Annotated in this window: 29 protein-coding genes and 1 riboswitch; of the genes, 20 read left to right on the forward strand and 9 right to left on the reverse strand. The window is 63.8% G+C overall.

Annotated features, from left to right (window positions below):
- Positions 1 to 155 precede the first annotated feature (155 nt).
- Together AC0L21_RS17020 and AC0L21_RS17025 are read right to left on the reverse strand one after the other, a co-directional pair.
- A complete protein-coding gene (locus tag AC0L21_RS17020; protein WP_473262973.1) occupies positions 156 to 695 on the reverse strand; it encodes a PRC-barrel domain-containing protein in 540 nt (179 codons plus the stop codon).
- Positions 696 to 922: 227 nt separating this feature from the next.
- Positions 923 to 1,483, reverse strand: a complete 561-nt coding sequence (locus tag AC0L21_RS17025; RefSeq protein ID WP_473262975.1) for a hypothetical protein — start codon at positions 1,481 to 1,483, stop codon at positions 923 to 925.
- Positions 1,484 to 1,664: 181 nt separating this feature from the next.
- Here AC0L21_RS17025 and AC0L21_RS17030 point away from each other — a divergent pair, with 181 nt between their 5' ends.
- Positions 1,665 to 2,450: a response regulator gene (locus AC0L21_RS17030; protein WP_473262976.1), complete on the forward strand. Its 786-nt coding sequence runs from the start codon at positions 1,665 to 1,667 to the stop codon at positions 2,448 to 2,450.
- Position 2,451: 1 nt separating this feature from the next.
- On the forward strand, positions 2,452 to 3,771 hold the full coding sequence (locus AC0L21_RS17035) for an ATP-binding protein (protein WP_473262977.1): 1,320 nt from the start codon (positions 2,452 to 2,454) through the stop codon (positions 3,769 to 3,771).
- A gap of 2 nt (positions 3,772 to 3,773) precedes the next feature.
- Here the strand turns inward: AC0L21_RS17035 and AC0L21_RS17040 are convergent, their stop codons facing one another.
- A complete protein-coding gene (locus tag AC0L21_RS17040) occupies positions 3,774 to 4,004 on the reverse strand; it encodes a hypothetical protein (protein WP_473262978.1) in 231 nt (76 codons plus the stop codon).
- A gap of 242 nt (positions 4,005 to 4,246) precedes the next feature.
- Here AC0L21_RS17040 and AC0L21_RS17045 point away from each other — a divergent pair, with 242 nt between their 5' ends.
- From AC0L21_RS17045 to AC0L21_RS17080, 8 genes are all read left to right on the forward strand, one after another.
- Positions 4,247 to 4,795 (forward strand): transglycosylase SLT domain-containing protein, encoded by a 549-nt coding sequence (locus AC0L21_RS17045; RefSeq protein ID WP_473262979.1) that lies wholly within the window; start codon positions 4,247 to 4,249, stop codon positions 4,793 to 4,795.
- A gap of 64 nt (positions 4,796 to 4,859) precedes the next feature.
- Positions 4,860 to 4,988: riboswitch (TPP riboswitch) on the forward strand.
- Positions 4,976 to 6,001 (forward strand): FAD-dependent oxidoreductase, encoded by a 1,026-nt coding sequence (locus AC0L21_RS17050; RefSeq protein ID WP_473262980.1) that lies wholly within the window; start codon positions 4,976 to 4,978, stop codon positions 5,999 to 6,001. It overlaps the preceding riboswitch by 13 nt.
- Entirely contained in the window at positions 5,992 to 6,189 is a 198-nt protein-coding gene (gene thiS, locus AC0L21_RS17055; RefSeq protein WP_473262981.1) for a sulfur carrier protein ThiS, read from the forward strand. The genes AC0L21_RS17050 and thiS overlap by 10 nt, the downstream gene beginning before the upstream one ends.
- 201 nt (positions 6,190 to 6,390) lie before the next feature.
- Positions 6,391 to 7,173: a thiazole synthase gene (locus AC0L21_RS17060; RefSeq protein WP_473263059.1), complete on the forward strand. Its 783-nt coding sequence runs from the start codon at positions 6,391 to 6,393 to the stop codon at positions 7,171 to 7,173.
- Positions 7,160 to 7,768 carry a thiamine phosphate synthase gene (locus AC0L21_RS17065; RefSeq protein ID WP_473262982.1) on the forward strand — a complete coding sequence of 203 codons (609 nt, stop codon included), beginning with the start codon at positions 7,160 to 7,162 and terminating at the stop codon, positions 7,766 to 7,768. The genes AC0L21_RS17060 and AC0L21_RS17065 overlap by 14 nt, the downstream gene beginning before the upstream one ends.
- Before the next feature lie 187 nt (positions 7,769 to 7,955).
- Positions 7,956 to 9,857, forward strand: coding sequence for a phosphomethylpyrimidine synthase ThiC (gene thiC, locus AC0L21_RS17070; RefSeq protein WP_473262983.1), 1,902 nt, complete (start codon positions 7,956 to 7,958; stop codon positions 9,855 to 9,857).
- A 976-nt stretch (positions 9,858 to 10,833) separates the two neighbouring features.
- Positions 10,834 to 12,291: a hypothetical protein gene (locus tag AC0L21_RS17075; protein WP_473262984.1), complete on the forward strand. Its 1,458-nt coding sequence runs from the start codon at positions 10,834 to 10,836 to the stop codon at positions 12,289 to 12,291.
- Positions 12,292 to 12,306: 15 nt separating this feature from the next.
- Positions 12,307 to 12,810, forward strand: coding sequence for a mismatch-specific DNA-glycosylase (locus AC0L21_RS17080; protein WP_473262985.1), 504 nt, complete (start codon positions 12,307 to 12,309; stop codon positions 12,808 to 12,810).
- Between the two features lie 188 nt (positions 12,811 to 12,998).
- Here AC0L21_RS17080 and AC0L21_RS17085 read toward each other — a convergent pair whose 3' ends face one another.
- On the reverse strand, positions 12,999 to 13,727 hold the full coding sequence (locus AC0L21_RS17085; protein WP_473262986.1) for an SDR family oxidoreductase: 729 nt from the start codon (positions 13,725 to 13,727) through the stop codon (positions 12,999 to 13,001).
- Positions 13,728 to 13,836: 109 nt separating this feature from the next.
- A complete protein-coding gene (locus AC0L21_RS17090) occupies positions 13,837 to 15,354 on the reverse strand; it encodes an outer membrane protein (protein ID WP_473262987.1) in 1,518 nt (505 codons plus the stop codon).
- Between the two features lie 219 nt (positions 15,355 to 15,573).
- Between AC0L21_RS17090 and AC0L21_RS17095 the strand changes: the two genes are divergently transcribed.
- On the forward strand, positions 15,574 to 16,266 hold the full coding sequence (locus AC0L21_RS17095) for a glutathione S-transferase family protein (RefSeq protein ID WP_473262988.1): 693 nt from the start codon (positions 15,574 to 15,576) through the stop codon (positions 16,264 to 16,266).
- 129 nt (positions 16,267 to 16,395) lie between these two features.
- Here AC0L21_RS17095 and AC0L21_RS17100 read toward each other — a convergent pair whose 3' ends face one another.
- Positions 16,396 to 16,830 (reverse strand): hypothetical protein, encoded by a 435-nt coding sequence (locus AC0L21_RS17100; RefSeq protein ID WP_473262989.1) that lies wholly within the window; start codon positions 16,828 to 16,830, stop codon positions 16,396 to 16,398.
- Between the two features lie 446 nt (positions 16,831 to 17,276).
- On the opposite strand from AC0L21_RS17100, the gene AC0L21_RS17105 reads away from it, so the two are divergent.
- The 3 genes from AC0L21_RS17105 to AC0L21_RS17115 all read left to right on the forward strand — a co-directional run bounded on the left by AC0L21_RS17105 (position 17,277) and on the right by AC0L21_RS17115 (position 18,955).
- The gene (locus tag AC0L21_RS17105; RefSeq protein WP_473262990.1) at positions 17,277 to 17,663 is read left to right on the forward strand and encodes a RidA family protein; all 387 of its coding nucleotides are present in this window, start codon (positions 17,277 to 17,279) and stop codon (positions 17,661 to 17,663) included.
- A 151-nt stretch (positions 17,664 to 17,814) separates the two neighbouring features.
- Positions 17,815 to 18,075: a hypothetical protein gene (locus tag AC0L21_RS17110; protein ID WP_007600739.1), complete on the forward strand. Its 261-nt coding sequence runs from the start codon at positions 17,815 to 17,817 to the stop codon at positions 18,073 to 18,075.
- Between the two features lie 244 nt (positions 18,076 to 18,319).
- Positions 18,320 to 18,955 (forward strand): hypothetical protein, encoded by a 636-nt coding sequence (locus tag AC0L21_RS17115; protein WP_473262991.1) that lies wholly within the window; start codon positions 18,320 to 18,322, stop codon positions 18,953 to 18,955.
- Between the two features lie 4 nt (positions 18,956 to 18,959).
- Here the strand turns inward: AC0L21_RS17115 and AC0L21_RS17120 are convergent, their stop codons facing one another.
- Complete coding sequence (locus AC0L21_RS17120) at positions 18,960 to 19,445, reverse strand: J domain-containing protein (protein ID WP_473262993.1); 486 nt, start codon at positions 19,443 to 19,445, stop codon at positions 18,960 to 18,962.
- Positions 19,446 to 19,556: 111 nt separating this feature from the next.
- Here AC0L21_RS17120 and AC0L21_RS17125 point away from each other — a divergent pair, with 111 nt between their 5' ends.
- The 3 genes from AC0L21_RS17125 (at position 19,557) to AC0L21_RS17135 (ending at position 21,425) form a co-directional block, all read left to right on the forward strand.
- Entirely contained in the window at positions 19,557 to 20,324 is a 768-nt protein-coding gene (locus AC0L21_RS17125; RefSeq protein ID WP_473262994.1) for an SDR family NAD(P)-dependent oxidoreductase, read from the forward strand.
- Positions 20,325 to 20,545: 221 nt separating this feature from the next.
- On the forward strand, positions 20,546 to 20,794 hold the full coding sequence (locus AC0L21_RS17130; RefSeq protein WP_018454141.1) for a helix-turn-helix domain-containing protein: 249 nt from the start codon (positions 20,546 to 20,548) through the stop codon (positions 20,792 to 20,794).
- Positions 20,795 to 20,906: 112 nt separating this feature from the next.
- The gene (locus AC0L21_RS17135; protein WP_473262996.1) at positions 20,907 to 21,425 is read left to right on the forward strand and encodes a collagen-like protein; all 519 of its coding nucleotides are present in this window, start codon (positions 20,907 to 20,909) and stop codon (positions 21,423 to 21,425) included.
- A 9-nt stretch (positions 21,426 to 21,434) separates the two neighbouring features.
- On the opposite strand, the gene AC0L21_RS17140 is transcribed toward AC0L21_RS17135, so the two are convergent.
- On the reverse strand, positions 21,435 to 21,650 hold the full coding sequence (locus AC0L21_RS17140) for a hypothetical protein (protein ID WP_473262997.1): 216 nt from the start codon (positions 21,648 to 21,650) through the stop codon (positions 21,435 to 21,437).
- A gap of 97 nt (positions 21,651 to 21,747) precedes the next feature.
- A complete protein-coding gene (locus AC0L21_RS17145; protein WP_473262998.1) occupies positions 21,748 to 22,014 on the reverse strand; it encodes a DUF2277 domain-containing protein in 267 nt (88 codons plus the stop codon).
- A gap of 124 nt (positions 22,015 to 22,138) precedes the next feature.
- Here AC0L21_RS17145 and AC0L21_RS17150 point away from each other — a divergent pair, with 124 nt between their 5' ends.
- The 3 genes from AC0L21_RS17150 (at position 22,139) to AC0L21_RS17160 (ending at position 24,630) form a co-directional block, all read left to right on the forward strand.
- Entirely contained in the window at positions 22,139 to 23,230 is a 1,092-nt protein-coding gene (locus AC0L21_RS17150; protein WP_473262999.1) for an alpha/beta fold hydrolase, read from the forward strand.
- 145 nt (positions 23,231 to 23,375) lie between these two features.
- On the forward strand, positions 23,376 to 23,720 hold the full coding sequence (locus tag AC0L21_RS17155) for a hypothetical protein (RefSeq protein WP_473263000.1): 345 nt from the start codon (positions 23,376 to 23,378) through the stop codon (positions 23,718 to 23,720).
- A gap of 307 nt (positions 23,721 to 24,027) precedes the next feature.
- Positions 24,028 to 24,630, forward strand: a complete 603-nt coding sequence (locus tag AC0L21_RS17160; protein WP_473263001.1) for an MSMEG_1061 family FMN-dependent PPOX-type flavoprotein — start codon at positions 24,028 to 24,030, stop codon at positions 24,628 to 24,630.
- Positions 24,631 to 24,642: the final 12 nt, after the last annotated feature.

Raw genomic sequence — 24,642 nt, forward strand, 5'->3', positions numbered from 1 at the left:
TGCATCGCGTTACCCAAAAAAACCACTACCCCCCCCGGGGTCCCCCGCTTTTTTTTTTCCCCCCCCCCCCCCCCCCACCCCCCCCCCCAAAAAAAACCCCCCCCCCCCCCCCCCCCAAACCGGGGGCCCGCTTCGTTTAGCAGTTCAGAGCCGCGTTACTCCGAGTACTTGAACTCCGGCATGTTCTTCAGCTCGTCCTTGCTGGCATTGAACACGGCGTGGTCCGGATACCATTTCGACGAGGACGTGGCCGTCGTCGCAGGCTTGTTGTCGGTGCCGGTCGCGGCACCCGTCGTGGTGGTCGCCGCCGGCCGGTTGGCTGCGCTGTTCGGGTTGTTTCCGGCAGTACCGGTGTAGGCCACCGCCTCGTTGACGAACTTCAGCTTCTCATAGGGCACCGCGACCAGATGCTCGCCCAGGCCGAGGAAGCCGCCGACGCCGATCACGGCGATCTTGATGTTGCCGCTCTTGTCCATCAACAGATCGTTGATCGAGCCGATGTTCTCGTTGGCGTCGTTATAGACCTTGATGCCGTCCATCTTGGACGTACGCCACTGTCCCGATGCGGTCGTGGTGGTCGTCGAGGCGGCGGCAGCCGGCGCCTTGTCGGTGGTGGCGGTCGGATTTTGCGCGAACGCAACGGTTGCGAGCAGTGCGGTACCGGCGAGACCGGCCGCGATCGATTTCATCAACATATTGTCCTCTCCTTCAGCAGAAAACTCGTGCGGAGAAAACAGCTCGGATCAGTCCCAGTTCCGCGCGTGCTGCAATTTCGTCGCGTGCTGCGCGAGCATCGGAGCCGTGTGCGATTGTTCCTAAGTCACTCAGGAACATTTTGCAGCGCACTGTTCCTCGCCGACGATCGTGCGTCCTGGGTGAAGCACGACCGCAGCGAGGAACGCGCTGATCTCCGTCGCGCAGGTCAGCTCTTGTAATCGATCAGAAGCGCGGCGAAGTCCGAGCCGCCGGATGAGCTGCCGTTGGCGCCGTAAGACGACGATGACGATTGCGACTGCTGCAGTGCCTGGAGAAACTGCTTGAGTATTTCGGCCGTGGTGGAGACGGTCGACGTGCTGCTGGTCGCGTCCGTCGACGACGAATCCGATGAGCTGTCGTCCGGCGGCGGGCCTGGCGGGGGACCGCCCGCACCACCGGGGCCGCCGGCGCCATTGGCGAAGGCGGACTGGAATACGTTCTTCAGCTCGTCGGCCTGGTCTGACGTCAGCGTCCCGTTCGACACCTCGTTGGTGATGAGATCGTCGATCTTCGACTTGATGTCGTCCTTGGAAGGACGCGCGCCGCTCGACTGATCGCTCGACCGGCCCCGCTGAAGCGCCGTGTCGATGTCGGTCAGCGCCGTCGAAAGCGCCGACTGGTCCGACGACGAGACCGTGCCGGCGGACACGTCCGATTGCAATTCCTGCTGCAGCCGCTGCAACGGCGACTGGTGGTGACCGGCGGAGGCCGCCGAAATCGAGGTCATGATGGCTCCGTGAGTTCTGCGGGGGTTTCGTAGCCGACCACGCCACGGTATGGTTAGCGCGCTTAACGAGACCTTGCCGCTTCCCTGCCCGGTGATGTCCTGCTGTTGCGGCATGGGCCATGGAAACAATCTGAAACAAATCTCCTCGCCATTTGGCCCGAATCTTGGACAAACAAAGCGCATGGCCCTTCCCAATCCCAACATCCTTGTCGTCGAAGACGACCGTGAAACCCGGACGTTGATTGCGAAATACCTGCGCAACAACGCCTGCAACGTCACCGCCGTGAGCGACGGCCGCGAGATGTCGCGCGCGATGGCCGATCATCGCGTCGACCTCATCATCCTCGACGTCATGCTGCCGGGCGAGGACGGCCTCAGCCTGTGCCGCAAGCTGCGCGCGGAAGGACAGACGCCGATCATCATGCTGACCGCACGCGGCGAGGACGTCGACCGCATCGTCGGCCTGGAGATGGGCGCGGACGACTATCTGCCGAAACCGTTCAACCCGCGCGAGCTGCTCGCCCGCATCAACGCGGTGCTGCGCCGCCAGGCGGCCGCGCAGGCGGCAAGCTCGATCGAAGGCGCGAGCACGCTCGCCTTCGAGGGCTGGCGCATCGATCTGCGCCTGCGCGAGCTGCGCAATCCCGAGGGCGCGCGCGTCGCGGTGACCAGCGCCGAGTTCGATTTGCTGCGGACGTTCTGCGAGCGTCCCGGCCGCGTGCTGTCGCGCGACAGCCTGCTCGACCTCACCCAAGGGCGCAGCACCGGCTCGTTCGAGCGTTCGATCGACGTGCTGGTCAGCCGCATCCGCCGCAAGATCGAGCCCAATCCGGGCGATCCGACCATGATCAAGACGGTGCGCTCCGGCGGCTATCTGTTCACGCCGAGAACCGAAGTGGTGAGAACGGAAGCGGCAAACACGGAAACGACAAGCGCGGAAGCGGTCGCGGCAGTCTTGAGCATCTGACATGCGGCTTTTGGGATTTTTCCATCTCAGGAGCATCAGCGGCCAGATCGCTGCGCTCGTCGTGGTGTCGATCGTCGCGCTTCATCTGGTCATCACGGCGGGTTTTCTGATCACGCGGCCGGATCGCGCGGCGGCGCCGCCCGACAGCGAGCATGAGCTCGCCAATGCCGCGCTGCTGCTGTCCGCGGCCGACGCGAGCGAGCGGCCGCGCCTGCTCGCCGACATCGCGCGCGCCTTTCCGGATCTGCGGCTCGAAGCGATCGCGCCCGGCTCCGTGACGGCCATCGCCGACGGCCCCCATATGCACGGGATGCGCCGCCATCTCGGTGAGGGCTACAAGGTCGTCACGCTGCCGCCGAACGGCGGTTCGTCGCGGATCGGCATTCAGCTGCCCGACGGCACGACAGTCGCGGGCCATGTTGAACGGGGGCGGCCGGGCTGGTTCTGGGGCAATCCCTGGATATCGACGCTGCTATCTGCCGTGATCAGCGTGACGTTGCTCGGCGTATGGGCTGCGCACGCGCTCGCCGCGCCGCTGTCTTCGTTTGCAAAGGCGGCCGAGAATTTCAGCCTGGACGGGACGGCCGATCCACTTCCCGAGCGCGGCCCGGAAGAGATCCGCTCGGTAGCGCGCGCGCTCAACCGCATGCACGAGCGGATCGCGCGGCTGATGTCGGACCGCACGCGGATGCTTGCCGCGATCAGCCACGATCTGCGCACGCCGATCACGCGGCTGCGCCTGCGCGCCGAGTTCGTCGAGGACGAAGGCAACCGCAAGCGCATGCTGATCGATCTCGACCAGATGCGCGCGATGCTGGAATCCGTTTTGTCGCTGTTGCGCAACGACCGCCAGATCGAGGCGGTGACGCTGGTCGACATCGCGAGCACGCTGCAGCTCATCGCCGACCAGTTCGGCGACATGGGCCACGTCGTGCGCTATGATGGCCCGCTATCTGCGACCGCCGCGGCGCGGCCCGACGATCTGCATCGCGGCGTCACCAACCTCGTCGAGAACGCGGTGCGCTTCGGTGCCGAGGTGACGATCCGGCTCGACATCTCAGGCACCAGGCTCGTCATCGACGTCGAGGACGATGGTCCCGGCATTTCGGATGCCCGTAAGCAGGAGATGCTGGAGCCGTTCGTCCGCGGCGACGATGCGCGCACCATGGACGAGTCCACCGGCTTCGGCCTCGGTCTGTCGATCGCGCGCGCGATCGCCCTCGCCCATGGCGGCGAGCTGTCGCTGCACGACCGGGAGCCGCATGGGCTGATCGTGCGGATGCAATTGCCGATCTGGCAGCAGCCGCGGCTTGCGGCTTAACTTCAGGCCGCGAGGGGCGGATGCGCGATGGGCATATCGTCGAAGATCGCCACCGCCTCGAAGCGATAATTGCAGGCGTGGCACGTCCAGAGATAGGAGACGCGCCCTTCGCCCGGCTCGATCCAGTCGGGCGTAGGGATCAGCGTGCCGCATTGGGCACAGGGGTTGTTTCTGGGCAAATCGTGTTCTGACATGTCGCCGCTGTGGGCTTTGACCATGGTTGATTTTGTCATGGCACCTCTCCCGATTCGCTGGCCGTGACATACTCGCTTTCGTGCGCCGGTGCGAATAGACAGGCCTGCTGTCGCGAGTTGTCCGCCTGAAGGAACTCTGGCGCCAGCATTGAGTCGTCACTGCGGCTCCGCCGCGAAAAAATTAACGGCGGCGTTTGGTCACATCATTGCCGCGTTCGGGAGGCCTAAACGGCAGCCGGGCGCTGGCCTTCACTCGGTCTCAGGGACCTCCGGGATATCTGATGAAAATTTTACATGTCGCCGCGCTGCTCGCGGCCGGACTGACGTTGCCGCAGGCCGCATTCGCAGGCCAAGCGGAGTACGCCGACATGGTCGCCGCCCATGCCCGCGCCAACGGTGTGCCGGAGGCGCTGGTGCATCGCGTCATCATGCGCGAAAGCCGCTATCAGCCCGGCCTGGTCGGCCATGGCGGCACCATCGGGCTGATGCAGATCAAGCTCGCGACCGCCCGCGGGGTCGGCTACACCGGCGACGCCGCCGGCCTGCGCGATCCCAACACCAACCTCACCTATGCCGTGAAATATCTCGCCGGCGCCTATCGCGCCGCCAATGGCGATCACACCCGGGCCGTTCGTTATTTCGCCGGCGGCTATTACTACGCCGCAAAGCGGCAGCGGCAGGAGGCCGTGCAGGTCGCCAATATGGGCGAGGCCAATGTGGGCGCCCCCTGGCTCGAGCCGAACGGCAATCCGCAGCCGATGTTCGGCACCGCCCCGCACCGCAAGCTCGCCCAGCGCGTCCGCAACGCCCGGGCACAGGCGCCCAAGTAAACGCCCAGGTAAGCGCGGTTCCCGCCAAGCGCGTTGACCACCCAGCCCTGCTGGCATACATTAGAGCCGTTCCGAGGGGTGCTCCGAGGAGGAGCTGAGATACCGCTAAATGGGCAAATCCGCCCAGGACCGCGGTGACCCTTTGAACCTGATCCGGGTCATGCCGGCGAAGGGACAGGGATGTTGCAGACGACCAAGCGATCGGATTCCCCGGTATCCATCATCGGCGCAGGCATTGCTGGCGCCTGGCAGGCCTTGCTGTTCGCGCAGGCCGGCCACGCCGTCACCCTGCACGAGCGCGGTGACGCCGACATGACCGATGCCACCAGCCATTGGGCCGGCGGCATGCTCGCGCCCTATTGCGAGGCGGAAGTTTCCGAACCGATCATCTCCAGGCTCGGCCTGCGCTCGCTCGACATCTGGCGGCGCGAGCTGCCCGACACGCCCTTCAACGGCTCGCTGGTCGTCGCCCATCCGCGCGAGCGCAACGATTTCGAGCGCTTTGCCCGGATGACCGAAGGCCATCGCCGGCTCGATGCCGCCGGCCTTGCCGAGCTCGAGCCGTCGCTCGAAGGCCGCTTCCGCGATGCGCTGTTCTTCCCGACCGAGGGCCATGTCGAGCCGCGCCGCGTGCTGCCGAAACTGCACGAGCGCATCCGCGCCGCGGGCGGCACCATCAAATTCGACAGCGACGTCGCCGCGGCCGAACTCGCAAAACTTGATCCCAAAGGCATCGTGATCGACTGCCGCGGCCTTGCTGCGCGCGACGAGCAGCCGGAGCTTCGCGGCGTCAAAGGCGAGATGATCCTGATCGAGACCGCCGAGGTGCAGCTCGCGCGCCCGGTGCGGCTGATCCATCCGCGCTGGCCGCTCTATGTGATCCCGCGCGAGGACAATCTGTTCATGCTGGGCGCGACCTCGATCGAGGCCGAGGACACCGGCGTCAGCGTGCGCTCGGCGCTGGAGCTGTTGGGCGCGGCCTATGCCGTCCATCCCGCCTTCGGCGAGGCCCGCATCGTCGAATTCGGCTCCGGCCTGCGCCCTGCTTTTCCCGATAATCTGCCGCGCATCGGCATCCGCGGCAACACGATCAGCGTGAACGGCCTCTACCGCCACGGCTTCCTGATCGCGCCGGCCCTGGCCGAGCTGACGCTCGGCTTTGTCGAGCGCGGCCAGATCGACAATGAGGTGATGCAATGCGCGTAGTCGTTAACGGCGAGCAGCGCGAGGTAAGCTCGGCCAGCGTGGACGCGCTGCTCGCCGAGCTCGATTACGAGGGCACCCATTTCGCCATCGCGCTCAACTACGACGTCGTGCCGAAAAGCCGCTGGGCCGAAACCGCGCTGAAGGCCGGCGACGAAATCGAGATCATCACACCGCGGCAGGGAGGGTGATGTGAACGACGCTGTCGCCTTTCTTCACCTCGCCCCGCTTGCGGGGAGAGGTCTAAATTCGCGCAAGCGCGAATTTCGGGTGAGGGGGACTCTCCGCGAGTCCGACTCCCACCTCCATTGCGGATACAGCCCCTCACCCCAACCCTCTCCCCGCGAAGAGCGGGGCGAGGGAGCAGACCGCAAATCGCGGAGACACTGATGATGGTCAATTTCTACGGCAAATCCTTCCCCTCCCGCCTCCTCATCGGCAGCGCGCTCTATCCCTCGCCTGCGATCATGCAGTCGGTGATCCGGGCCTCGGGCTCGAACATCGTCACGGTGTCGCTGCGACGAGAATCCGCCGGCGGCAAGACCGGGGACGCGTTCTGGAATCTGATCCGCGAGCTCGACGTCACCGTGCTGCCGAACACCGCCGGCTGCCGCAGCGTGCGCGAGGCGGTGACGACGGCCAAGCTCGCACGCGAATTGTTCGGCACGAGCTGGATCAAGCTCGAAGTCATCGCCGACAACGACACGCTGCAGCCCGATGTGGTGGGTCTCGTGGAAGCAGCAAGCCTCCTGATCAAGGACGGCTTTGAAGTGTTCCCCTATTGCACCGAGGATCTCTCGGTCGCCAACCGCCTGGTCGATGCCGGCTGCAAGGTGGTGATGCCGTGGGCGGCGCCCATCGGCAGCGCAAAAGGCATCACCAACCGCGACGCGCTCAAGCTGATGCGCGAGCGGCTGCCCGATATCACGCTGGTGGTCGACGCCGGCATCGGTGCGCCGTCGCACGCGACGCAGGCGCTCGAGCTCGGCTACGACGCCGTGCTGCTCAACACGGCCATCGCAAAAGCCGCCGATCCCGTCGCCATGGCCAACGCCTTCCGCCTCGGGATCGAGGCCGGCCGCACCGCTTACGAAGCCGGGTTGATGAACGCCCGCGACTTCGCCTCCCCTTCCACCCCTGTCGTTGGGACACCTTTTTGGCATGCCGTATCCTGATCGCTTTTATCCCGTCGTCGACAGCCTCAGTTGGGTCGAGCGCCTGACCAGGCTCGGCGTCGGCACCATTCAGCTGCGCGCAAAAGATCTCGACGATTCGCAATCGCTGCAGATGGTCACCGATGCGCTGGCGATCACCGCGGGCACGCCGGCCAAGCTGGTCGTCAACGACTATTGGCGCGCGGCGATCGTCGCCGGCGCGAAATACCTGCATCTTGGCCAGGAGGACTTGGCCGACGCGGACCTCGCGGCCATCCGCGAGGCCGGCTTGTCACTCGGCGTCTCCACCCATGACGATGCGGAGCTGGACATCGCGCTCGCCGCCGAGCCCGATTACGTCGCGCTGGGTCCGATCTTCTTCACCACGCTCAAATCGATGCGCTTCGAGCCGCAGGGCATTCCGAAGATCACGGAATGGAAGAAGCGCATCGGCCCCATCCCGCTGGTCGCGATCGGCGGCATCAAGTTCGAGCACGCGGCGGAGATTTTTGCGGCAGGCGCGGATTCCATCGCCGTCGTCAGCGACGTCACCCAGAATGCCGACCCGGATGCGCGGGTGCGGCAATGGCTCGGCCTGGCGAAGGAGGCCGCGTGATGCTTCACCTCCCAGGCCATCCACACACTCCGCCGTCATCGCCCGGCTTGACCGGGCGATCCAGTACGCCGCGGCTTCTCGGCTTGAGCCGCACTGCCTCGGAGTACTGGATCCCCGCTTTCGCGGGGATGACAGCCGATTTGTCTCTCGCGCAGCGACGCCAACGAACTGAATCAAGGAGGATCCCATGAACATCCGCTCCAATCCCGACAAGACCGTCCCCGCCGTCACCACCGGCCCGCTGCCCTCGTCGCGAAAAATCTTCGCCTCGCCCGACGCCGCGCCTGATCTGCGCGTGCCCCTGCGCGAGATCATCCTGTCCGAGGGCGCCGGCGAGCCGAACCTGCCGGTGTACGACACCTCCGGCCCCTACACCGACCCGAGCGTGACCATCGACGTCAACGCCGGTCTGGCGCGCGGCCGCAAGGCCTGGGTGCTGGAGCGCGGCGGCGTCGAGGAATATCAGGGCCGCCAGATCAAGCCGGAGGACAATGGCAGCGTCTCCACCGACAAGGCCGCGCGCGCCTTCTCGGCCTATCACCAGCCGCTGCGCGGCCTCGACGGCCACAAGATCACCCAGCTCGAATTCGCCCGCGCCGGCATCATCACCAAGGAGATGATCTACGTCGCGGCGCGCGAAAATCTCGGCCGCAAAGAGCAGCTCGAGCGCGCGGAAGCAGCCCTTGCCGACGGCGAAAGCTTCGGCGCGGAAGTCCCCGCCTTCATCACCCCGGAGTTCGTCCGCTCCGAGATCGCGCGCGGCCGCGCCATCATCCCCTGCAACATCAATCACAGCGAACTCGAGCCGATGATCATCGGCCGCAACTTCCTGACCAAGATCAACGCCAATATCGGCAACTCGGCGGTGACGTCCTCGGTCGAGGAAGAGGTCGAGAAGATGGTGTGGGCGATCCGCTGGGGCGCCGATACCGTGATGGACCTGTCGACGGGCCGCAACATCCACACCACCCGCGAATGGATTTTGCGCAACGCGCCGGTGCCGATCGGCACCGTTCCGATTTATCAGGCGCTGGAGAAGTGCGACGGCGACCCGGTCAAGCTGACCTGGGAGCTCTACAAGGACACGCTGATCGAGCAGTGCGAGCAGGGCGTCGATTATTTCACCATCCACGCCGGCGTGCGCCTGCAATACATCCACCTCACCGCCAACCGCGTCACCGGCATCGTCAGCCGCGGCGGCTCGATCATGGCGAAGTGGTGCCTGGCGCATCACAAGGAAAGCTTCCTCTACACCCATTTCGACGAGATCTGCGACCTCATGCGCAAGTATGACGTCTCGTTCTCGCTCGGCGACGGCCTGCGTCCGGGCTCGATCGCCGACGCCAACGACCGCGCGCAGTTCGCCGAGCTGGAGACGCTCGGAGAGCTGACCAAGATCGCGTGGGACAAGGGCTGCCAGGTCATGATCGAAGGCCCCGGCCACGTGCCGATGCACAAGATCAAGATCAACATGGACAAGCAGCTCAAGGAATGCGGCGAAGCGCCGTTCTACACCCTCGGGCCCCTGACCACCGACATCGCGCCGGGCTACGACCACATCACCTCGGGCATCGGTGCGGCCATGATCGGCTGGTTCGGCTGCGCCATGCTCTGCTACGTCACCCCGAAGGAGCATCTCGGCCTGCCCGATCGCAACGACGTCAAGGTCGGCGTCATCACCTACAAGATCGCCGCCCACGCCTCCGATCTCGCCAAAGGCCACCCGGCAGCCCAGCTGCGCGACGACGCGCTCTCCCGCGCCCGCTTCGACTTCCGCTGGAGCGACCAGTTCAACCTCGGCCTCGACCCCGACACCGCGAAGAACTTCCACGACGAGACCCTGCCGAAGGAAGCCCACAAGGTCGCCCATTTCTGCTCGATGTGCGGGCCCAAGTTCTGCTCGATGAAGATCACGCAGGACGTGCGCGACTATGCGGCGACGCTGAATGACCCGAACGGCGTGGGGATGTCGATGAGCGGCACCGCCGAGGACGGCATGAAGCAGATGAGCGCGAAGTTCAAGGAGATGGGCTCAAGCGTGTATCTGGATGCGGAGAAGGTGAAGGAGAGCAATCGGGTGCTTTCATAGCGGTCCGCTTTCCAGTAGAGTGAGTAGCGCTGCGGCTACGAGGGCGGACCGTTGGACGCATATCTGCAGATTGCCAATTCGGTCTTGGAGGCTGAGCGACGGCCGCTCAGCCCCAGGACGATATTGACTGCAGCCTATCATCTAGGAATGGTCCCTCAGCACCTGCACGGGAAGACTCAGCACAAAACGTTGCAGGCTAGAATTTCCGAAGACATAGTCGCTCGCCGAGAGAGCAGTCTGTTCTACCGCACCGAACCTGGAAAATTCTTCCTACGACGCTTTCTTGCTGACCAAAGCGTCCCTGAGGAGTTTCGGACTGTTTTTCCCACCAGACGCCGTATACGCGAGTTGGTGCGAGGACCTGCGTTAGCAGTTGAGCATCAACATCTCAGTCAAATCGCTGCGCGAGACGTACCCATTGGCTGGAAGAAGGTCTTGGGGCTTCTTAATGCAGACTGCTTTCGCTATGGCGACCCACGCAAGAAGGACGAAGGTCTCGTATTCATTCGTTCGTTCGTTTCCGTTTTTCGAGAACATGAGGTTCTAAGCTATCGGGCTGGGCGATATCGGGAAGATCGCGACAGCTTTTTGCTGCGGCGCTCAATTGGGTTCTCAACCTTCGTCCAATTAGACGACCGCACCCTATTCAATTTCAGGGATTTCGGTATCATAGAATCTGGAGTTCGCGCTGCCCAAATCGATCTAGACATCCCAAACCCCATTCCGGCCGAACCTCTAAAAGGTAGGCTAGGTTACTTTATCTGGCCTTCCAAAGTGGAAGGCCCATCCGAACTTTTGGCCGTTATCGACTTCGAGTGTCCAAAGTGGTTTGAGCCTACGAGGCGACGCTTGGCACTGAATGACCTTGCTTGGCTTGACACGTCGAGGCCTGTAAATGACATTGACGATTTCGACCCATGGTCGAAACTAGTACTACTTGCTCGTTTTGGTTCACACAGTCATTTGGGCAACGCGCTTGGGTCGCATTCTCCGGGTTATAGACAAGCTAAACGTCGAATATCTCAAGTCTCAGATTGAGTCTGGAGACGGCGCTCGGACGAAAAGGGCGCTTCAGCAGCTTTGCAAAAATTATCGAGAAGGTTATCGCGCTGGTCCGAGCGACTTAATCGGGCTTGAACAATCAATCGTAGGGCTACTTTACACGCAGGCCAGCGATGAAAAGGTCAGACGCTGGGCGTTAAATGCGCTGGCCAGATTAGGCCGCGAGCCGAATTGCATGGAGGCCATCACTTACGTTCTGAAGCAATACAGCAACGAGCCTCAAACTAGTGCCGCAGCAATAGCGGCAATCTATAGAATGAGCCGTAAAGCGTCAGCGATATTGAAAAAGCTGAGCTTCGATGAGCAAATGGTGACCCTGGCTGCACTGCAACATGTTGACGCCAACAAGCTAGACCTCTCGTCCTTACCGATCAACATCGAGACCGCGTCGCCCGATCTTCTAAAGTTAGCACTGGTCGTTGTCGGATTGGATCGCGCGCCACAGAATATGATGCATCCTCGTCTCAGAAATGCAGAGCTTGTTAAGGCGCTTGGTGGCCACCATGACAACATCGTCTCACAATACACTGTTTGGGCAATCACTGAAAATCCATCACTCTCCTTGGCCGACATTGGAGTAGACTTCAAATTAGTCGAAGACCAACCCGCCAATGTAAGAGCGTGGATCTTTCGTCTCATCGCGATGACGCCGGAAGATGCGGAGCGAAACTTCGAGTATCTCGAGCTTGGAATGAGGGATCCAGATGCAGAGGCCCGCTCAGGATTAGCTTTAGGTCTGAAGGACACTTTCTTTGATGGTCTGGATGCTATCGTACTCGATTGGTTTATGGGAGAAGCGGAGGCGGAAGTGAGACAGTATCTACTCGATCACATGATCCGTCACGCAGGAGACAGCGCCAGCTATCAAAGTATGGCCTTGGAGATCTACGAGAAGGAGCCGACGGGCTCGGCGCTTCGCAACAGAATGGAGGTCAGTGCATCAGGCAGCGAGATGTACGCGAAATTCAAACGGATGGACAGTTCGTTAGATCTATTTAGAGGAGCGACCTTCGTGACAAATAACACCTTCAATGTATCAGGTGGAATTCAGGGCGGCGCAGTTTCTTTAGGAGGCGACGCAACGAACGTCGGCTCCACCTCGATTAACTACAATCCGCAGATCTTAGCAGCAGTTCAGTCTGAACTTGCAAAAGCTGAAAGGGAAATACACGAACTTCCAATAGAGAAGGACACCAAGGAGAAGGCTCTTCAGGCGATAGCTGACGCAAAGACTGATCCATCGCCAACAAAGCTGGAAAGGGCGGTTACGACGCTCCAGGAAACAGACACGATCGCATCAAAGCTGGTAAGCGCTGGCACATCATTAGCTACGATAGGAATGACGATCGCAAAGCTTATTGGGCTTGCGTAGCAAAGTCTGAACTGATTGGCCGACGCCCTCCCCGACCAGCTCCGCCCCAACCTCCGCCTCGTCTTCGTCGGCACCGCCGCCAGCACGCGTTCGGCCGAGCTTGGGCACTACTACGCCCACCCCGGCAACCGCTTCTGGCGCGCGATCCATGAGGCCGGCATCACGCCGCGGCGCTATCAGCCCGGCGAGTTCGCCGCGCTGCTGGAGCTCGGGATCGGCTTCACCGATCTCTGCAAGTCGGGCGCCGGGATGGATCACCAGATTGCGCCTGAGACGATCGACGTGCCGGGGTTCAGAGCCAAGATCGAGAAATTTCGCCCAAGGACGATTGCGTTCACGAGCAAGAAGGCTGCGAGCTTGTTTTACGGCAGGCCGTCGGCCGCGATTGCGTTGGGGCGGCAGCCGCGGGAGGAGAGATTGCCCGAAATATTCGTGCTGCCCTCGCCGTCCGGCGCTGCGTCCGGGCATTGGACGCTGGGGCCGTGGCGGGAGTTGGCGAAGTGGATCGCAGGTGGATAGCGGATCGTCGCTCCAGCCTCAGCGTCGTCCCGGCGAAGGCCGGGACCCATAATCACAGGCAAGGGTTTGGTGAAGACTCGGCGTTCGGTACTTCTACCGGCCGCAACCGAGAGATTCCGCGGTATGGGTCCCGGCCTTCGCCGGGACGACACCGTTGCCGTAGATGGGTCTCGCTGCCCATCTACACACTAAAGATCGAAATTGGTCGGCAACATGACCACGTCGCGAATGGTCATGCCGCGCGGCCGCGTCAGCATGAACATCAGGACCTCGGCCACGTCGCTGGCCTCCAGCAGGCTTCCCGAATCCCTGGCTTCCTTCAGCTTCTCGGGCGGCCAGTCCGCCAGCAGGGCGCTGACGACCGGGCCGGGCGAGATCGAGCCGACGCGGACGCCGTGCTTGAAGACCTGGCGCCGCACCGTCTGGACGAAGCAGTTCACCGCCCATTTGGACGACGCATAGACCGGCTCCCATGGCGTTGGAAAATGCGCCGCCAGCGAGCTCGTGACGATGATGTCGCCGGTCCCGCGCGCGATCATGTGCGGCAGCACGTCGTGCACGTTTTTCATCACGACGTTGACATTCAGGTTCAGCATCCGGTCGATCGCCATGGTATCGGCATCGACCAGATCGCCACCGACATACGTCCCCGCATTCGCATGCAGGATGTCGAGCTGACCGGCCTGCTCCAGAACGCGCGGCAGCAGCGTTGCGCAATCCTTTGGATTCAGCAGGTCGACCAGCAGCGGCAGCACGGCGTCGCCGTGCTTGTCGCAGAGCGCCTTCAGCGCGGCCTCGTCGCGGTCGACCATCACCACGCGCGCGCCCGCGGCCAACATCGCCTCGGTGCTGGCCAATCCGATGCCCGACGCGGCCCCGGTCACGGCCGCAACCTTGCCTTCCAATTCTCTCGCCATGGGATCCCATCCTGCTGACGTCACCAGGATGCAGAGTGTAGCGATTTCAGGCGGCGTTGTCGGGGGCAAACCAGCGCCGCGGGATCACAGCAAGCGGCTGTCGCTCTTCTCAATCAAACCGGTACGTCACCCCGAACGTCGCCAGATGCGTCCGCATCGCGACGTCGTAGGTGCTGGCGGACGGATTGCGGCCGGCGTCGGTGGCGGATCTCGCGACAGTAAAGGACGAACTGCCGTAGTCGGCATAGCGGTATTCGGCGCGCGCCAGCCAGTGGCCGAAGAGCGCGGTTTCGATGCCGCCGCCGGCCGTCCACCCTGCTTTTGTGGTCGCCCCCGAGATGATCGCCGGCGTCAACCCGAAAAGGCCGCAGACGACGCTGACGCAGGTCGAGGTCAGCTCATAGTGCTGCCAGGCCACGCCGCCGGTCGCGTAGAGCAGCGTCCGCGGTGTCACGAGATAGCCGAGCCGGCCCCGCAGGCTGGCGTCCCATTTGGTGCGAATCGCCAGGCTCTCGCCGCGAGACTGGGAGTCGGCGAGCGATATGGTGGTGAAGCCTTCGCGCGTGGTGGTGCTGTCGGCAAAGCCAAAATCGCCTTCGAAGCCCGCGGTCCATTGCGGGGCGAACTGCCAGAGATAGCCGGCATAGGGGTTGGCGCGGAACGCGGTGTTGTCCATCGGGCGAATGGTGGCGCGCCGCGTCAGATCCTCGGGGAAGCCGGCACGCGATCCCGACGTCGTGATGAGATCGGTGCGCGTGGCGCGCGCACCCAGGCCCAAGCCCACATACGCGCCGGTCCAGGACGGCAGGATCGCGGCCTCCGCGGCCAGCGGATGCGAACGGCCGCCGATGACGGGCTCGCCGAACTTCCAGGCGAGGCCGACGCTTGCGGAGTGGGTCCGCAAGCTCGCGTCGAAATTGTCGACCGTGAGCGCCGGGCCTGCAGTCGCCGTGCGCGTGAAATTGAACGGCGCCGCGCCGAAATCCGCGTAGCGGTATTCGGCGCGCACGAGCCAGTTGCCCCACAGCGCGGTCTCGATGCCGGCACCTAAAGTCCAGCCGGTCCTGGTCGTGGAATTCGAGATCAAATTGGGTGCCAGGCCGTTGCTGGCACAGCTGGCGCTGACGCAGATCAAGGTGACGTCATAGTGCTGCCAGGCGAGGCCGCCGGTGGCATAGACCAGCGTCGCCGGCGTCAGCAGATAACCGGCGCGGCCGCGTAGGCTCGCGTCCCAACCGGCTTTGACTGAAACGCTGTCGATCCCGAAGGTGGACGAGCCGGCCCAGGGCGAGGCGCGAAACCCGGGAAGTGCCGTGGTCTTGTCCCCGAAGCCGACATCGCCTTCGACGCCGACGACCCAGCTGGGTGCCACCTGCCAGTTGAAGCCGGCATAGGGATCGACGCGAAAGCCGGCACCGTCGAACGGCTGGGTCAGCACAGCGCCGGTCAAGTCACGGGGAACGCCGTCTTGCAGCACTGATGTGGTGGTGAGATCCGCGCTGGTCGATCGAAAGCCGAGGCCCAGCCCGGCGTAGAAGCCGGTCCAGGACGAGGCCGCGAGCGGCGGCGCCTTCGTGTACGGTTTTGGCGCGATGTCGGCGGCCTTCGCCGGTGCTACGAGAGCCAATCCGGCCAAAAGTGCCGTGCCACACCGCAGGGCGGCAATCATTCGGCGGGTCGATGAACGTCGCATGTCGGCCTTGGCTCGCTGCAGGAATGTCGAGCGATTCCATACTGCGAACGGGCGGCGCCTATCGTCCTCCGATCGAAGGAGGCGGCGCACCAGGCGCGAGACTGTTGCAAGGGCGTCACTGCGGCGATACGACTTCAGCGCGAGGAGCGTCCGATGCTGACCCTCTACTCCTATCCAGAGCTGTTCGGCGCCGCCGACAACAACGGCTACGGCCTCAAGGTCTATGCCTTCCTGAAACTCGCTTGCGTACCGTTCGTGCATGAGCATTTGTTCGATGCCTCCGCCGCGCCGCGCGGGCAGCTGCCCTATATCGTGGATGACGGCGAGACGATCGGCGACAGCGAGACCATCATCGCGCACGCGACCGCGAAATACCGCCTGACGATCGACGCGACGCTTTCACCGGAGCAGCGCCGCACCAATCACTTCGTCACGCGCATGCTCGACGACCTCTACTGGGTGATGTCGTATTCACGCTGGAAGGACGAGCGTTATTATCCCGCGTTTCGCGACGCCTTCATCGCGCAGCACAATCAGATCGATGCGGCAGGGTTCGAGAAGGCGAAGGCGTATAATGCGCAGCGCTATCATTTCCAGGGCATCGGCCGCTACACGCCGGAGCAGGCCTATGCGCGGGGGCTGGCCGATCTGCAGGTGCTGGCGGAGATCGTGCCGGCGAACGGCTTCCTGCACGGCGCGGCGCCAACAAGCGTCGATGCCGGCATCTACGGCTTCATCGCCAACATCTATTACTTTCCGATCCCGACACCGCTGAGGGCCTTCGTCGATGCGCACGCAAATCTCGTCGCGCAGTGCGAGCGGGTACATGCGATGGTGAGCGCGTAGTCCGCAGGTCTCGCAGGGTGGGCAAAGCGAAGCGTGCCCACCAACTTTTCATATGCCGCTGACACCATGTGGGCACGGCGCTTGCGCGCCTTTGCCCACCGTACGGCACCAAGTGCTACGGCATCGCCCCTATCGCATCGTGATCGCAAGGCCGCTGAGATCCGCATTCGCCATCAGGCCGACCTGCGTGCCGGACAGCTCGAGCACGGCGCCCTTCTGGTTGGTCAGCACGATCGCACGCGCGCCGCGGCCCACTGCAATGCCCGCACCGGCGGCGCCGTAGACGCCGGCGATGTCGGAGGGCCGGTTGATGTTGGAGACGCGGCCGCGCAGCACGGTCTTGGAGCCGCCGAAGACGAGGCCGTAATCGAGACCGCCGGTCGAGAGCGAATAGGCCCGACCGCGGAAGTTCAGCACGCCGGAGCCGCCGGACCCGCCGATGATCCAGCCCGCCTTGTAGATCGTCAGCACCACGGTGCCGCCGTCGGCCAACGCCGAGGTCGAGAGGCTGGCAAGCGCGGCAATGCCGACCAGCGCGGCGCGAAGGGTGGATCCGAACTTCATGGGGGTCTCCGGGGCTATTCTTCAAGGAGGGAAACGAATCAGACGCAGCGAATGTATCCGATGCATCGCGGCGGCAACATGATGGGGGTATAGAGCGCGAGGTGCGGCAGCGCATTCAACTGTCATCGTCCGGCTTGACCGGACGATCCAGTATTCCAGAGACCGCAGTGGGATACGGCGACGCCGCGGCGTACTGGATGCCCCGGTCAAGCCGGGGCATGACGGCGGAGTTTGGCGCGACAAGACGCTCACCCGCCATCATGCCATTCTGCTCCTGTTTTGCCCGACGGAGCAACGATTATTTTGCTTTTCCCGAAGTCAAAAAGAAAGCTCAACGATTTCCGCCGGATGCCTACTGTGCATGGGGTTGTTTTCGCGTTTTTTGTTGGAGGCGCCCCGAGCTGCCGCTACGCTTGCGCTTCCAGCCCTGCATCCGAGGTGATCCCATGCCGATCCAGCATTTCGCGCCCCCGCCGCACGTCAAAGCGCCGCCGCTGTCCTTTGCGACGCGCGCCGGCGATCTCCTGTTCGTCTCCGGCATTCCCGGCTTCGACGCGAACGGCGCGCTGCCCGACGCCTTCGAGGCGCAGTTCGCCAACGTCGTCGTCAACATCAAGCGCGTGCTGGCGGAGGCCGGCGCCGAGATCCGCGATCTCGTCAAGGTCAACGTGCTGCTGACCCGCGCCTCCGACGTCGCCGCCATGAACGCGCTCTACGCCGGCGCTTTCGGCCCGCCGCCTTACCCCGCCCGCACCACCTGCGTGGTCCACGCACTGCCCGATCCGAAGATGCTGATCGAGATCGAGGCGGTGGCGTCGCTGGCCAAGGGCTAGACGAGTGATCGTCAAGCGACAGTCAAGGGATAAGGGTCGTTCGAACAGCCGACGAACGGCTGACATATCCGTGAACGGTCGCCGCCCCGCTTGCCAGCCGCACCATTTTGCCGCACCAGTTTTGCCTCACGTTCCCATCAGGAGATATTTCATGCGTCGCGTTCTCGCCCTTTGTGCCGTTGCCGGCATCGCCACCTCCGTGTTCGCCGTGCCGGCGTCCGCGGCGGTCGGCTATTACGTGATCCGCTGGGACAACACCGGCATCTGCCAGGTCTGGAACGAAGACCTCAAGTACAAGCCGTTCCAGTGGGGCGTGTCGACCTACAAGGTCGTCAGCAAGCCGCTCCCGACCTTCACCGCCGCCTCGGAGCTCCAGATCAAGCTGCGCGGGGAGCGCCGCTGCACGCTCTAGGCGTGAGGCGACAGATCGGATTTCAAAGGGCGGATCGCGCAAGCGGTCCGCCCTTTCTTTTGGACGGGCCACTGGTTTTCGGCCGACATCGCGCATTTTCCGCGCACCCGCTTTGAACCTGGCCGGTTGGCGGACCTACTCACATCTTTCCGGGGCGCACCCCCAAGCGTCCCGCGCCAACCACCATCCTTGCCCGCTTGTTTTTGCCCGCTTGTTTTTCACCTCGCGGCTTTGGAGCCAATCGATGCGCGCGCCGACGACAGCAATGATTTTCGCCGCATCGCTCCTGCTCGCCGCAACGGCGTACGCGCAGGCCCCGCAATCCTTTCGCGTGATCTCGCCGGTCTTCGGCCAGCTTGTCAGCTTCGCGATGCCTTCGAATTTTTCCGCGGTGTTCGAGAACACCAAGGGCGACCACTACATCCGCGAGGCCGTGCTGAAGGGCGAGACGCCTGAACGCTGGAGCGAGATGATCACCGTGACCGGCGAGAAGGGCATGACGCTCACTCCAGGTTCATCGCCGGAGAAGTTCGCGGGCTCGATCGCAGGCGGTTTCAAATCCGCCTGTCCCGACAGCTTCGCGGCAAGGCCGCTCGGCGCCAGCACATTCGGCCGCTTCGAAGGTTTCGTCGCCGTGATCGGCTGCGGCCGCATCGACAGCGGCCCGACGCGGCACAGCGAGACCGCACTCCTGGTCACGCTGAAGGGCACGAGCGACTATTACACGATCCAATGGGCCGAGCGCGGCCCCGAAACCGACGAGCCGCCGGTGAACGACGACCGCTGGCAGGCGCGTTTGCGCGCGCTCAGCCCGATCGAGCTCTGTCCGATCGTAGCAGGCGAAGCCGCGCCCTATCCGAGCTGCGTGAACAAGAGCTGAGCTCTCACGCGTCCTTGTAGGCGCGGGGATGGATCAGGATGTCGCGCGCTGCGGCAAGGTCGATAAATGCTTGCGCGCTGCCGCCCTGGTCGGGGTGCATGCCCTTGGCGGCGCGGCGATAGGCCTGGTTGATGTCCTCGCAGGTGAGCTGCACCCCGAGCGGCAGGCCGAGCACCTTGCGGGCGCGGTCCTCGCTGGACAATTTTTTCGGCGCAGCATTGCGGCGGCCGAAGCGCGGCGCGGTCAGGTCGTGAACGACATCGAGCACCACGCCGAGACGGCGGCGGGCCGCCAGCGTGACGCTGTGATCGTCATTGTCCACGGCCTGGCGCAGCACTGGAAGCGCCTGCTCGGCAGCCTGACGCAGCATGGTATCGGTGCTCATCCGCGAGATCTCGGCCACGAGACGGCCCGCCTCGGCCCAATCGGCGCCGTCCGCCGACCGCAGGCGTTCGAGTGCGAGTTTCCAGGATTCAAGCCGTTCCATCATGCGCGCAACGTTTAGCAATCAACACCAGTATGCCAAGGCCGCCGTTTCCGACCCCTTAATTTCGAGTTAGCCTTTCATGAAACTTCGAGAAGAAATCGGGAGGAAATTGTCATGGCGTTGCTCGCGAACCACATCGCAATCGTCACGGGCGCCGGTTCGGGCATCGGCCGGGCCATCGCTTCCGGCTATGCCCGCGAGGGCGCGCAGGTGGTGCTGCTCGACGTCAATGCCGACACGGTCGCGGAAGCCGCCGAGGAGATCCGCAAGTCCGGCGGCAAGGCCGAGAGCTTTGCGCTGGATGTGACCAAGCGTGACGACTGCTTTGCGCTCGCCAAGCAGGTCGCCGACAAGGTCGGGCAGGTCTCGATCCTCGTCAACAATGCCGGCATCACCCGCCGCAACGCCTTCACCGCGGAGCCGGAGACGGTGGCGAAGGACTGGAACGATATCATCTCGCTCAACCTCAACGGCGTCTTCAACATGACGCAGGCATTCCTCAGCCCATTGCGTGCAGCCAAGGGCCGCATCGTCAATATCGGCTCGATCCAGTCCTTCGTGCATCTGCGCACGCCGAGTTCGGCGGCCTACACCACCTCGAAACACGGCGTGCTCGGCTTTACGAAGGCGCTCGCGGTGGAGCTCGGCAAGGAGGGCGTGCGCGTCAATGCGATCGGGCCCGGCTTCATCGAGACCAACATCAACGCCAATGTGCGCGCGACCAATCCGGCGCTGGTGCAGGCCTTCGTCGATCACACCCCGCTGGCGCGCACCGGCAAGCCCGAGGACATCGTGGGTCCGGCGATCTTCCTTGCGTCGGACATGTCGGCCTACGTCACAGGAACGATCGTGATGGTGGATGGCGGATACCGGACGGTGTGAGCGAGATGATGCCTGCCTTGCAATGCGGGGTATGCTCGCAGGAATATGCAATCCGTGCCAATCGCGGCGGTGCGGCGGCATTCCCAAGGTCAATTCGTGCGATCGCCCGCGGTTAACGTTTCGTTAACCAAACCCGCCCACCGTAGATCTACGGCTTGGGGGTCGTTTGTTCTCGATCCGCTTCCAAAGACGGGAGCGGGCGTTGATCGGGGAGTGAGTCGATGACCACTGTTCATGTCGCTGCGTCCGAGCCGGGCGCGTATGTCCTTTCACCGAACCAGATCGTTCCGCTGCTGATCGGCGCGACCGTCGACGAGGTCGAGCGTGAGCTCGTGCTGCAGACGCTCGCCCGCTGCGACGGCAATCGCACGCGCGCGTCGCGCGTGCTCGGCCTCTCGGTGCGCACGCTGCGCAACAAGATCAGGCTCTACGCCGCCTCCGGCATCGAGGTCCCCGCCTATCACGACTAGCGCGCGACGTGCCACCGATTGGTGTTGATCATGCCCAGGCGCGAGCCCGGCGGAATTGCCGCTGTCGTCAAACGCCGCTAATTAGCTTGCTTCCGGTCAAGGGAGCAGCGGCGTGGCAGACGAACAAAAACGACAGGGACCTCAGGGACCGCGCGGACGGCAGGGCGAACCGGGGCGGCCGGGACCGCAGGGTCATCCAGGCAAGCGCGGGCCCGATGGGGCGCGTGGCAAGCCGGGTCCGCAGGGCAAGCCGGGTCCGATCGGAAAGGCCGGACCGCTGGGCAAGCCCGGTCCGCAAGGCAAGCAGGGCGAAGCCGGACCGCGCGGGGCGGCCGGTGCAGAGGGACCCGTCGGACCGCAAGGGCCGGCGGGGCCGCAAGGCCCGCGCGGCGAACCGGGGCCGCCCGGCCCATTGCCGTCAATCGAGCAGGTGCTGCCGTGGCTCGATCAGCTGTTCGACGCCTGGGACGAGCGCCGCCGCCAGCGCGAGCGCGAAGCCGCCGAGCGCGACGCTCTGGAAGCCGCCGTGCAGGAAACCGACGACGCGCCCTTCGGCGATGAGGATGACGGCAGCGAAGACGACAATCACAGGAAAAAGAAGAAAAGGAAGAAGCACGGCCACAAGGACTGACAGACGAATCTATTTCGTCCCGTTCTCGCGTCGCGGCAGCATGCCCATGCGCTCGAACTGCCAGCGCATGGCGCGGTACCAGAGATAGCCGACCGCCGCGCCGCACAAGGCCAGGATCACGACGCTTGCGCTCGAGAACGAGCCGCTCCACCACGTCATCCACGCGGTCCACAGCAGCGTAAAAACGATAGCGCCTGCTTTCAGTGGAAGAAGAGGGCGGGTCATGGTGGTGCTCCCGGGTGTCAAAAGCCCGGTAAACATCATCGCGCGTTGCGACCACCTTCACCGTGAGCCAGGTCACGGAAACGGACCGTCGAGCCGCCTAGCCGAACCGCAGCCGCGAACGTTCCTTGGCCTTTTCCGCCTCGACCTCACGGTCGCGCGCCGGCGCATGGGTATGCAGCGACGTCAGGAGCTTTCGCGCAGCCTCCGAGACCTCCGCCACCGCACGGTCGAAGGCCACCTCGTTGGCTTGCGACGGTCTGTTGAAGCCGGACAGTTTTCGAACGAACTGGAGCGCGCTGGCGTGGATCTCATCCTCCGTCGCCTCCGGCTCGAAGTTGAACAGCGTCTTGATGTTGCGGCACATGCAGTCTCTCCTGACCTTTCCCTCGAGGACGACCGGCGAAAACGAAATCCTACATCCTTCCGGACAGTTCTGCTAAGTTCCGCCGCAACGCGGCCGCCGACTAGAGCCGCACGGGGGAAATAGCATGAAAGCTTCTTGCGCGGCGCTATCAGCCATCCTGTTGTCCGTCGCTTTGTCGAGCATCTCGACATCCGCATGGGCGACCGATTATCCAGCGCCGAAGCAGGGCGACTGGATCGCCAGGGATTTCAAGTTCCACACGGGCGAGACCATGCCGGAGCTGAAGCTGCACTACACCACCGTGGGTGAGCCGAGCGGCCAGCCGGTCCTGGTGCTGCACGGCACCGGCGGCTCGGGCGCGAGCATGCTGTCATCAGCCTTTGCCGGCGAGCTGTTTGGCGCGGGGCAGCCACTCGATGCCTCCAAATATTACATCATCATCCCCGACAATATCGGCCATGGCAAATCGTCAAAACCATCCGACGGGATGAAGACGAGCTTCCCGAAATACGATTACGACGACATGGTCGAGGCCCAGTACCGCCTGGTGACGGAAGGGCTCGGGGTCAAGCATCTGCGGCTCGTCATCGGCAATTCGATGGGCGGCATGCACACCTGGCTGTGGGGCGAGAAATACCCGAAGGCGATGGACGCGCTGATCCCGATGGCCTCGCAGCCGACCGAAATGGCGTCACGCAACTGGATGCTGCGGCGGATCATGCTCGACACCATCCGCAGCGACCCCGACTACAATGGCGGCAATTATACCGGCCAGCCGCGCATGATGAAATACGCCATCACCGCCTACGGCATCGCGAGCATCGGCGGAACGCTGGCCTATCAATCGCAGGCGCCGACGGCGGCCAAGGCCGACAAGATCGTCGACGAGCGGCTAGCCATGCCGATCGCGGCAGATGCCAACGACTTCGTCTACCAGTGGGAGTCCTCGCATGACTACAATGCCGGCGAGAAGCTCGAGGCCATCGAAGCGTCGCTGCTGCTGATCAATTCCGCCGATGACGAGCGCAACCCGCCGGAGACCGGCATCACGGACGCTGCGATGACGCGGGTCAAGAACGGCAAACTGTATCTCATCCCGGCCAGCACCGAGACGCGCGGCCACGGCACCACCGGGAACGCAAAATTCTACAGCGAGCAGGTCCGCCAGTTTCTGCAAGCCGCGCCGCAGCAAACGATTGAATCTGCGCGCCGCTGATTTTGCATCGCATCAACGGCCGTCGAGGCCGCATATTATTTGAGCATGCATTACGCCGGCTGCTCGGGCTTAATCGCATCGATGTCCGAATCGACGCGCGGGACCATCGCGCGCCAATGGCACGACACGCGACGAGGAGGATCGCATGCACAGGCTCGCACTGTGCGTTTGGTTGGCCGCGCTGACAAGCGCCGCGTTCGCGTTCGACAATGGGCAATATGATCACGTCCCGCCCGACATCCGCGCCTGGTTCAAGAGCGTGATCGCACCGAACGGCGTGCCCTGCTGCGACGTCTCCGACGGCCATCGCACGGAGTACGACGTGCGCAGCGGCGCCTATTGGGTGCCGATCGAGGGACAGTGGATCGAGGTGCCCGAGCGCGCCATCATCCGCGACCGCGGCAATCCGGTCGGCCAGGCCGTGGTGTGGTACGTCCATCACCGCGGCGCCATCATCATCAGTTGCTTTGTGCCGGCGGATGCGGTGTAGCGCGATAGCGCCTCGACGCCGCGCGTGCTAGGTCGACCGATGGCTCCTGCAACCGACAGAACGCGCGCTCGCTCTCTATGCGCTTGGCCTGTGGGCCGCAAAACATCAAGCATGCCTGGAGGCATCGACCTTCGACCCATCCCCGACAGCTGGCTCCATCACGGGCCGCGGCTGGCGCTTCAGCCGGTCCTGATCTGGTGGGCTCCGTACTGCGCCGGCGTGATCGAGTGGCCGTGGCGGCGCGACAAGGGGCATAGCGATCGGGCCGGGAGATGATATTCTCAGGCATTCAATCAGGGAGACCTTCGTGACTGATCTTTGCGCCGAAGACCTCGCCACGATCTATGCCCAGCCGAGCCCGCGCGTGATCGCGAAAGCGCGCCCCGCAATCGACACGCATGCGAAGAAATTCATCGAGATGTCGCCGTTCTGCGTGCTCGCGACATCGGGAGCGGACGGCAGCGTCGATGCCTCACCACGCGGCGGCGGCACTGGCTTCGTCCACGTCGCCGGCCCCAGCCAGCTGCTGATGCCTGATCGCTCCGGCAACAACCGGATCGACAGTTTTCGAAATGTGGTCGAGGGCTCGGGCTTCGTGCATCTGTTGTTCTTCGTACCCGGCATCGACGAGACGCTGCGCGTCGGCGGCCGCGGCACGCTGTCCGCCGATCCGGACCTGCTCGCCTCGATGGTTGAGTTTGGCAAGTCGCCGCGCGCGGTGCTGAACGTCGCCGTCAGCGAAGTCTATTTCCACTGCGGCAAGGCCCTGATGCGCTCGAAGCTGTGGTCATCCGAGAAGGTGCCGCGCTCGGTGATGCCGAGCATCGTCGAAGTGGTCCACGAGCAGACCGGCCTTGGTGAGCCGCAGAGTCAGGACGTGGTGGAAGCGCTCTACAAGACGCAGCTATAAGCCGGGCTTTCG

The sequence above is a fragment of the Bradyrhizobium sp. WSM4873 genome, assembly GCF_055811355.1.

Excerpts from the sequence above, each read along its gene's own strand:
- AC0L21_RS17045 (WP_473262979.1), top strand. The coding sequence starts at position 4,247 with ATGAAAATTTTACATGTCGCCGCGCTGCTCGCGGCCGGACTGACGTTG.
- AC0L21_RS17115 (WP_473262991.1), top strand. The coding sequence starts at position 18,320 with ATGCGCGCGCCGACGACAGCAATGATTTTCGCCGCATCGCTCCTGCTC.
- AC0L21_RS17105 (WP_473262990.1), top strand. The coding sequence starts at position 17,277 with ATGCCGATCCAGCATTTCGCGCCCCCGCCGCACGTCAAAGCGCCGCCG.
- AC0L21_RS17085 (WP_473262986.1), bottom strand. The coding sequence starts at position 13,727 with ATGGCGAGAGAATTGGAAGGCAAGGTTGCGGCCGTGACCGGGGCCGCG.
- AC0L21_RS17065 (WP_473262982.1), top strand. The coding sequence starts at position 7,160 with ATGCCGTATCCTGATCGCTTTTATCCCGTCGTCGACAGCCTCAGTTGG.
- AC0L21_RS17155 (WP_473263000.1), top strand. The coding sequence starts at position 23,376 with ATGCACAGGCTCGCACTGTGCGTTTGGTTGGCCGCGCTGACAAGCGCC.
- AC0L21_RS17025 (WP_473262975.1), bottom strand. The coding sequence starts at position 1,483 with ATGACCTCGATTTCGGCGGCCTCCGCCGGTCACCACCAGTCGCCGTTG.
- AC0L21_RS17035 (WP_473262977.1), top strand. The coding sequence starts at position 2,452 with ATGCGGCTTTTGGGATTTTTCCATCTCAGGAGCATCAGCGGCCAGATC.
- AC0L21_RS17040 (WP_473262978.1), bottom strand. The coding sequence starts at position 4,004 with ATGACAAAATCAACCATGGTCAAAGCCCACAGCGGCGACATGTCAGAA.
- AC0L21_RS17110 (WP_007600739.1), top strand. The coding sequence starts at position 17,815 with ATGCGTCGCGTTCTCGCCCTTTGTGCCGTTGCCGGCATCGCCACCTCC.
- AC0L21_RS17030 (WP_473262976.1), top strand. The coding sequence starts at position 1,665 with ATGGCCCTTCCCAATCCCAACATCCTTGTCGTCGAAGACGACCGTGAA.
- AC0L21_RS17100 (WP_473262989.1), bottom strand. The coding sequence starts at position 16,830 with ATGAAGTTCGGATCCACCCTTCGCGCCGCGCTGGTCGGCATTGCCGCG.
- AC0L21_RS17120 (WP_473262993.1), bottom strand. The coding sequence starts at position 19,445 with ATGATGGAACGGCTTGAATCCTGGAAACTCGCACTCGAACGCCTGCGG.
- AC0L21_RS17130 (WP_018454141.1), top strand. The coding sequence starts at position 20,546 with ATGACCACTGTTCATGTCGCTGCGTCCGAGCCGGGCGCGTATGTCCTT.
- thiS (WP_473262981.1), top strand. The coding sequence starts at position 5,992 with ATGCGCGTAGTCGTTAACGGCGAGCAGCGCGAGGTAAGCTCGGCCAGC.
- AC0L21_RS17050 (WP_473262980.1), top strand. The coding sequence starts at position 4,976 with ATGTTGCAGACGACCAAGCGATCGGATTCCCCGGTATCCATCATCGGC.
- AC0L21_RS17145 (WP_473262998.1), bottom strand. The coding sequence starts at position 22,014 with ATGTGCCGCAACATCAAGACGCTGTTCAACTTCGAGCCGGAGGCGACG.
- AC0L21_RS17060 (WP_473263059.1), top strand. The coding sequence starts at position 6,391 with ATGGTCAATTTCTACGGCAAATCCTTCCCCTCCCGCCTCCTCATCGGC.
- AC0L21_RS17150 (WP_473262999.1), top strand. The coding sequence starts at position 22,139 with ATGAAAGCTTCTTGCGCGGCGCTATCAGCCATCCTGTTGTCCGTCGCT.
- AC0L21_RS17095 (WP_473262988.1), top strand. The coding sequence starts at position 15,574 with ATGCTGACCCTCTACTCCTATCCAGAGCTGTTCGGCGCCGCCGACAAC.
- AC0L21_RS17140 (WP_473262997.1), bottom strand. The coding sequence starts at position 21,650 with ATGACCCGCCCTCTTCTTCCACTGAAAGCAGGCGCTATCGTTTTTACG.
- AC0L21_RS17125 (WP_473262994.1), top strand. The coding sequence starts at position 19,557 with ATGGCGTTGCTCGCGAACCACATCGCAATCGTCACGGGCGCCGGTTCG.
- AC0L21_RS17020 (WP_473262973.1), bottom strand. The coding sequence starts at position 695 with ATGTTGATGAAATCGATCGCGGCCGGTCTCGCCGGTACCGCACTGCTC.
- thiC (WP_473262983.1), top strand. The coding sequence starts at position 7,956 with ATGAACATCCGCTCCAATCCCGACAAGACCGTCCCCGCCGTCACCACC.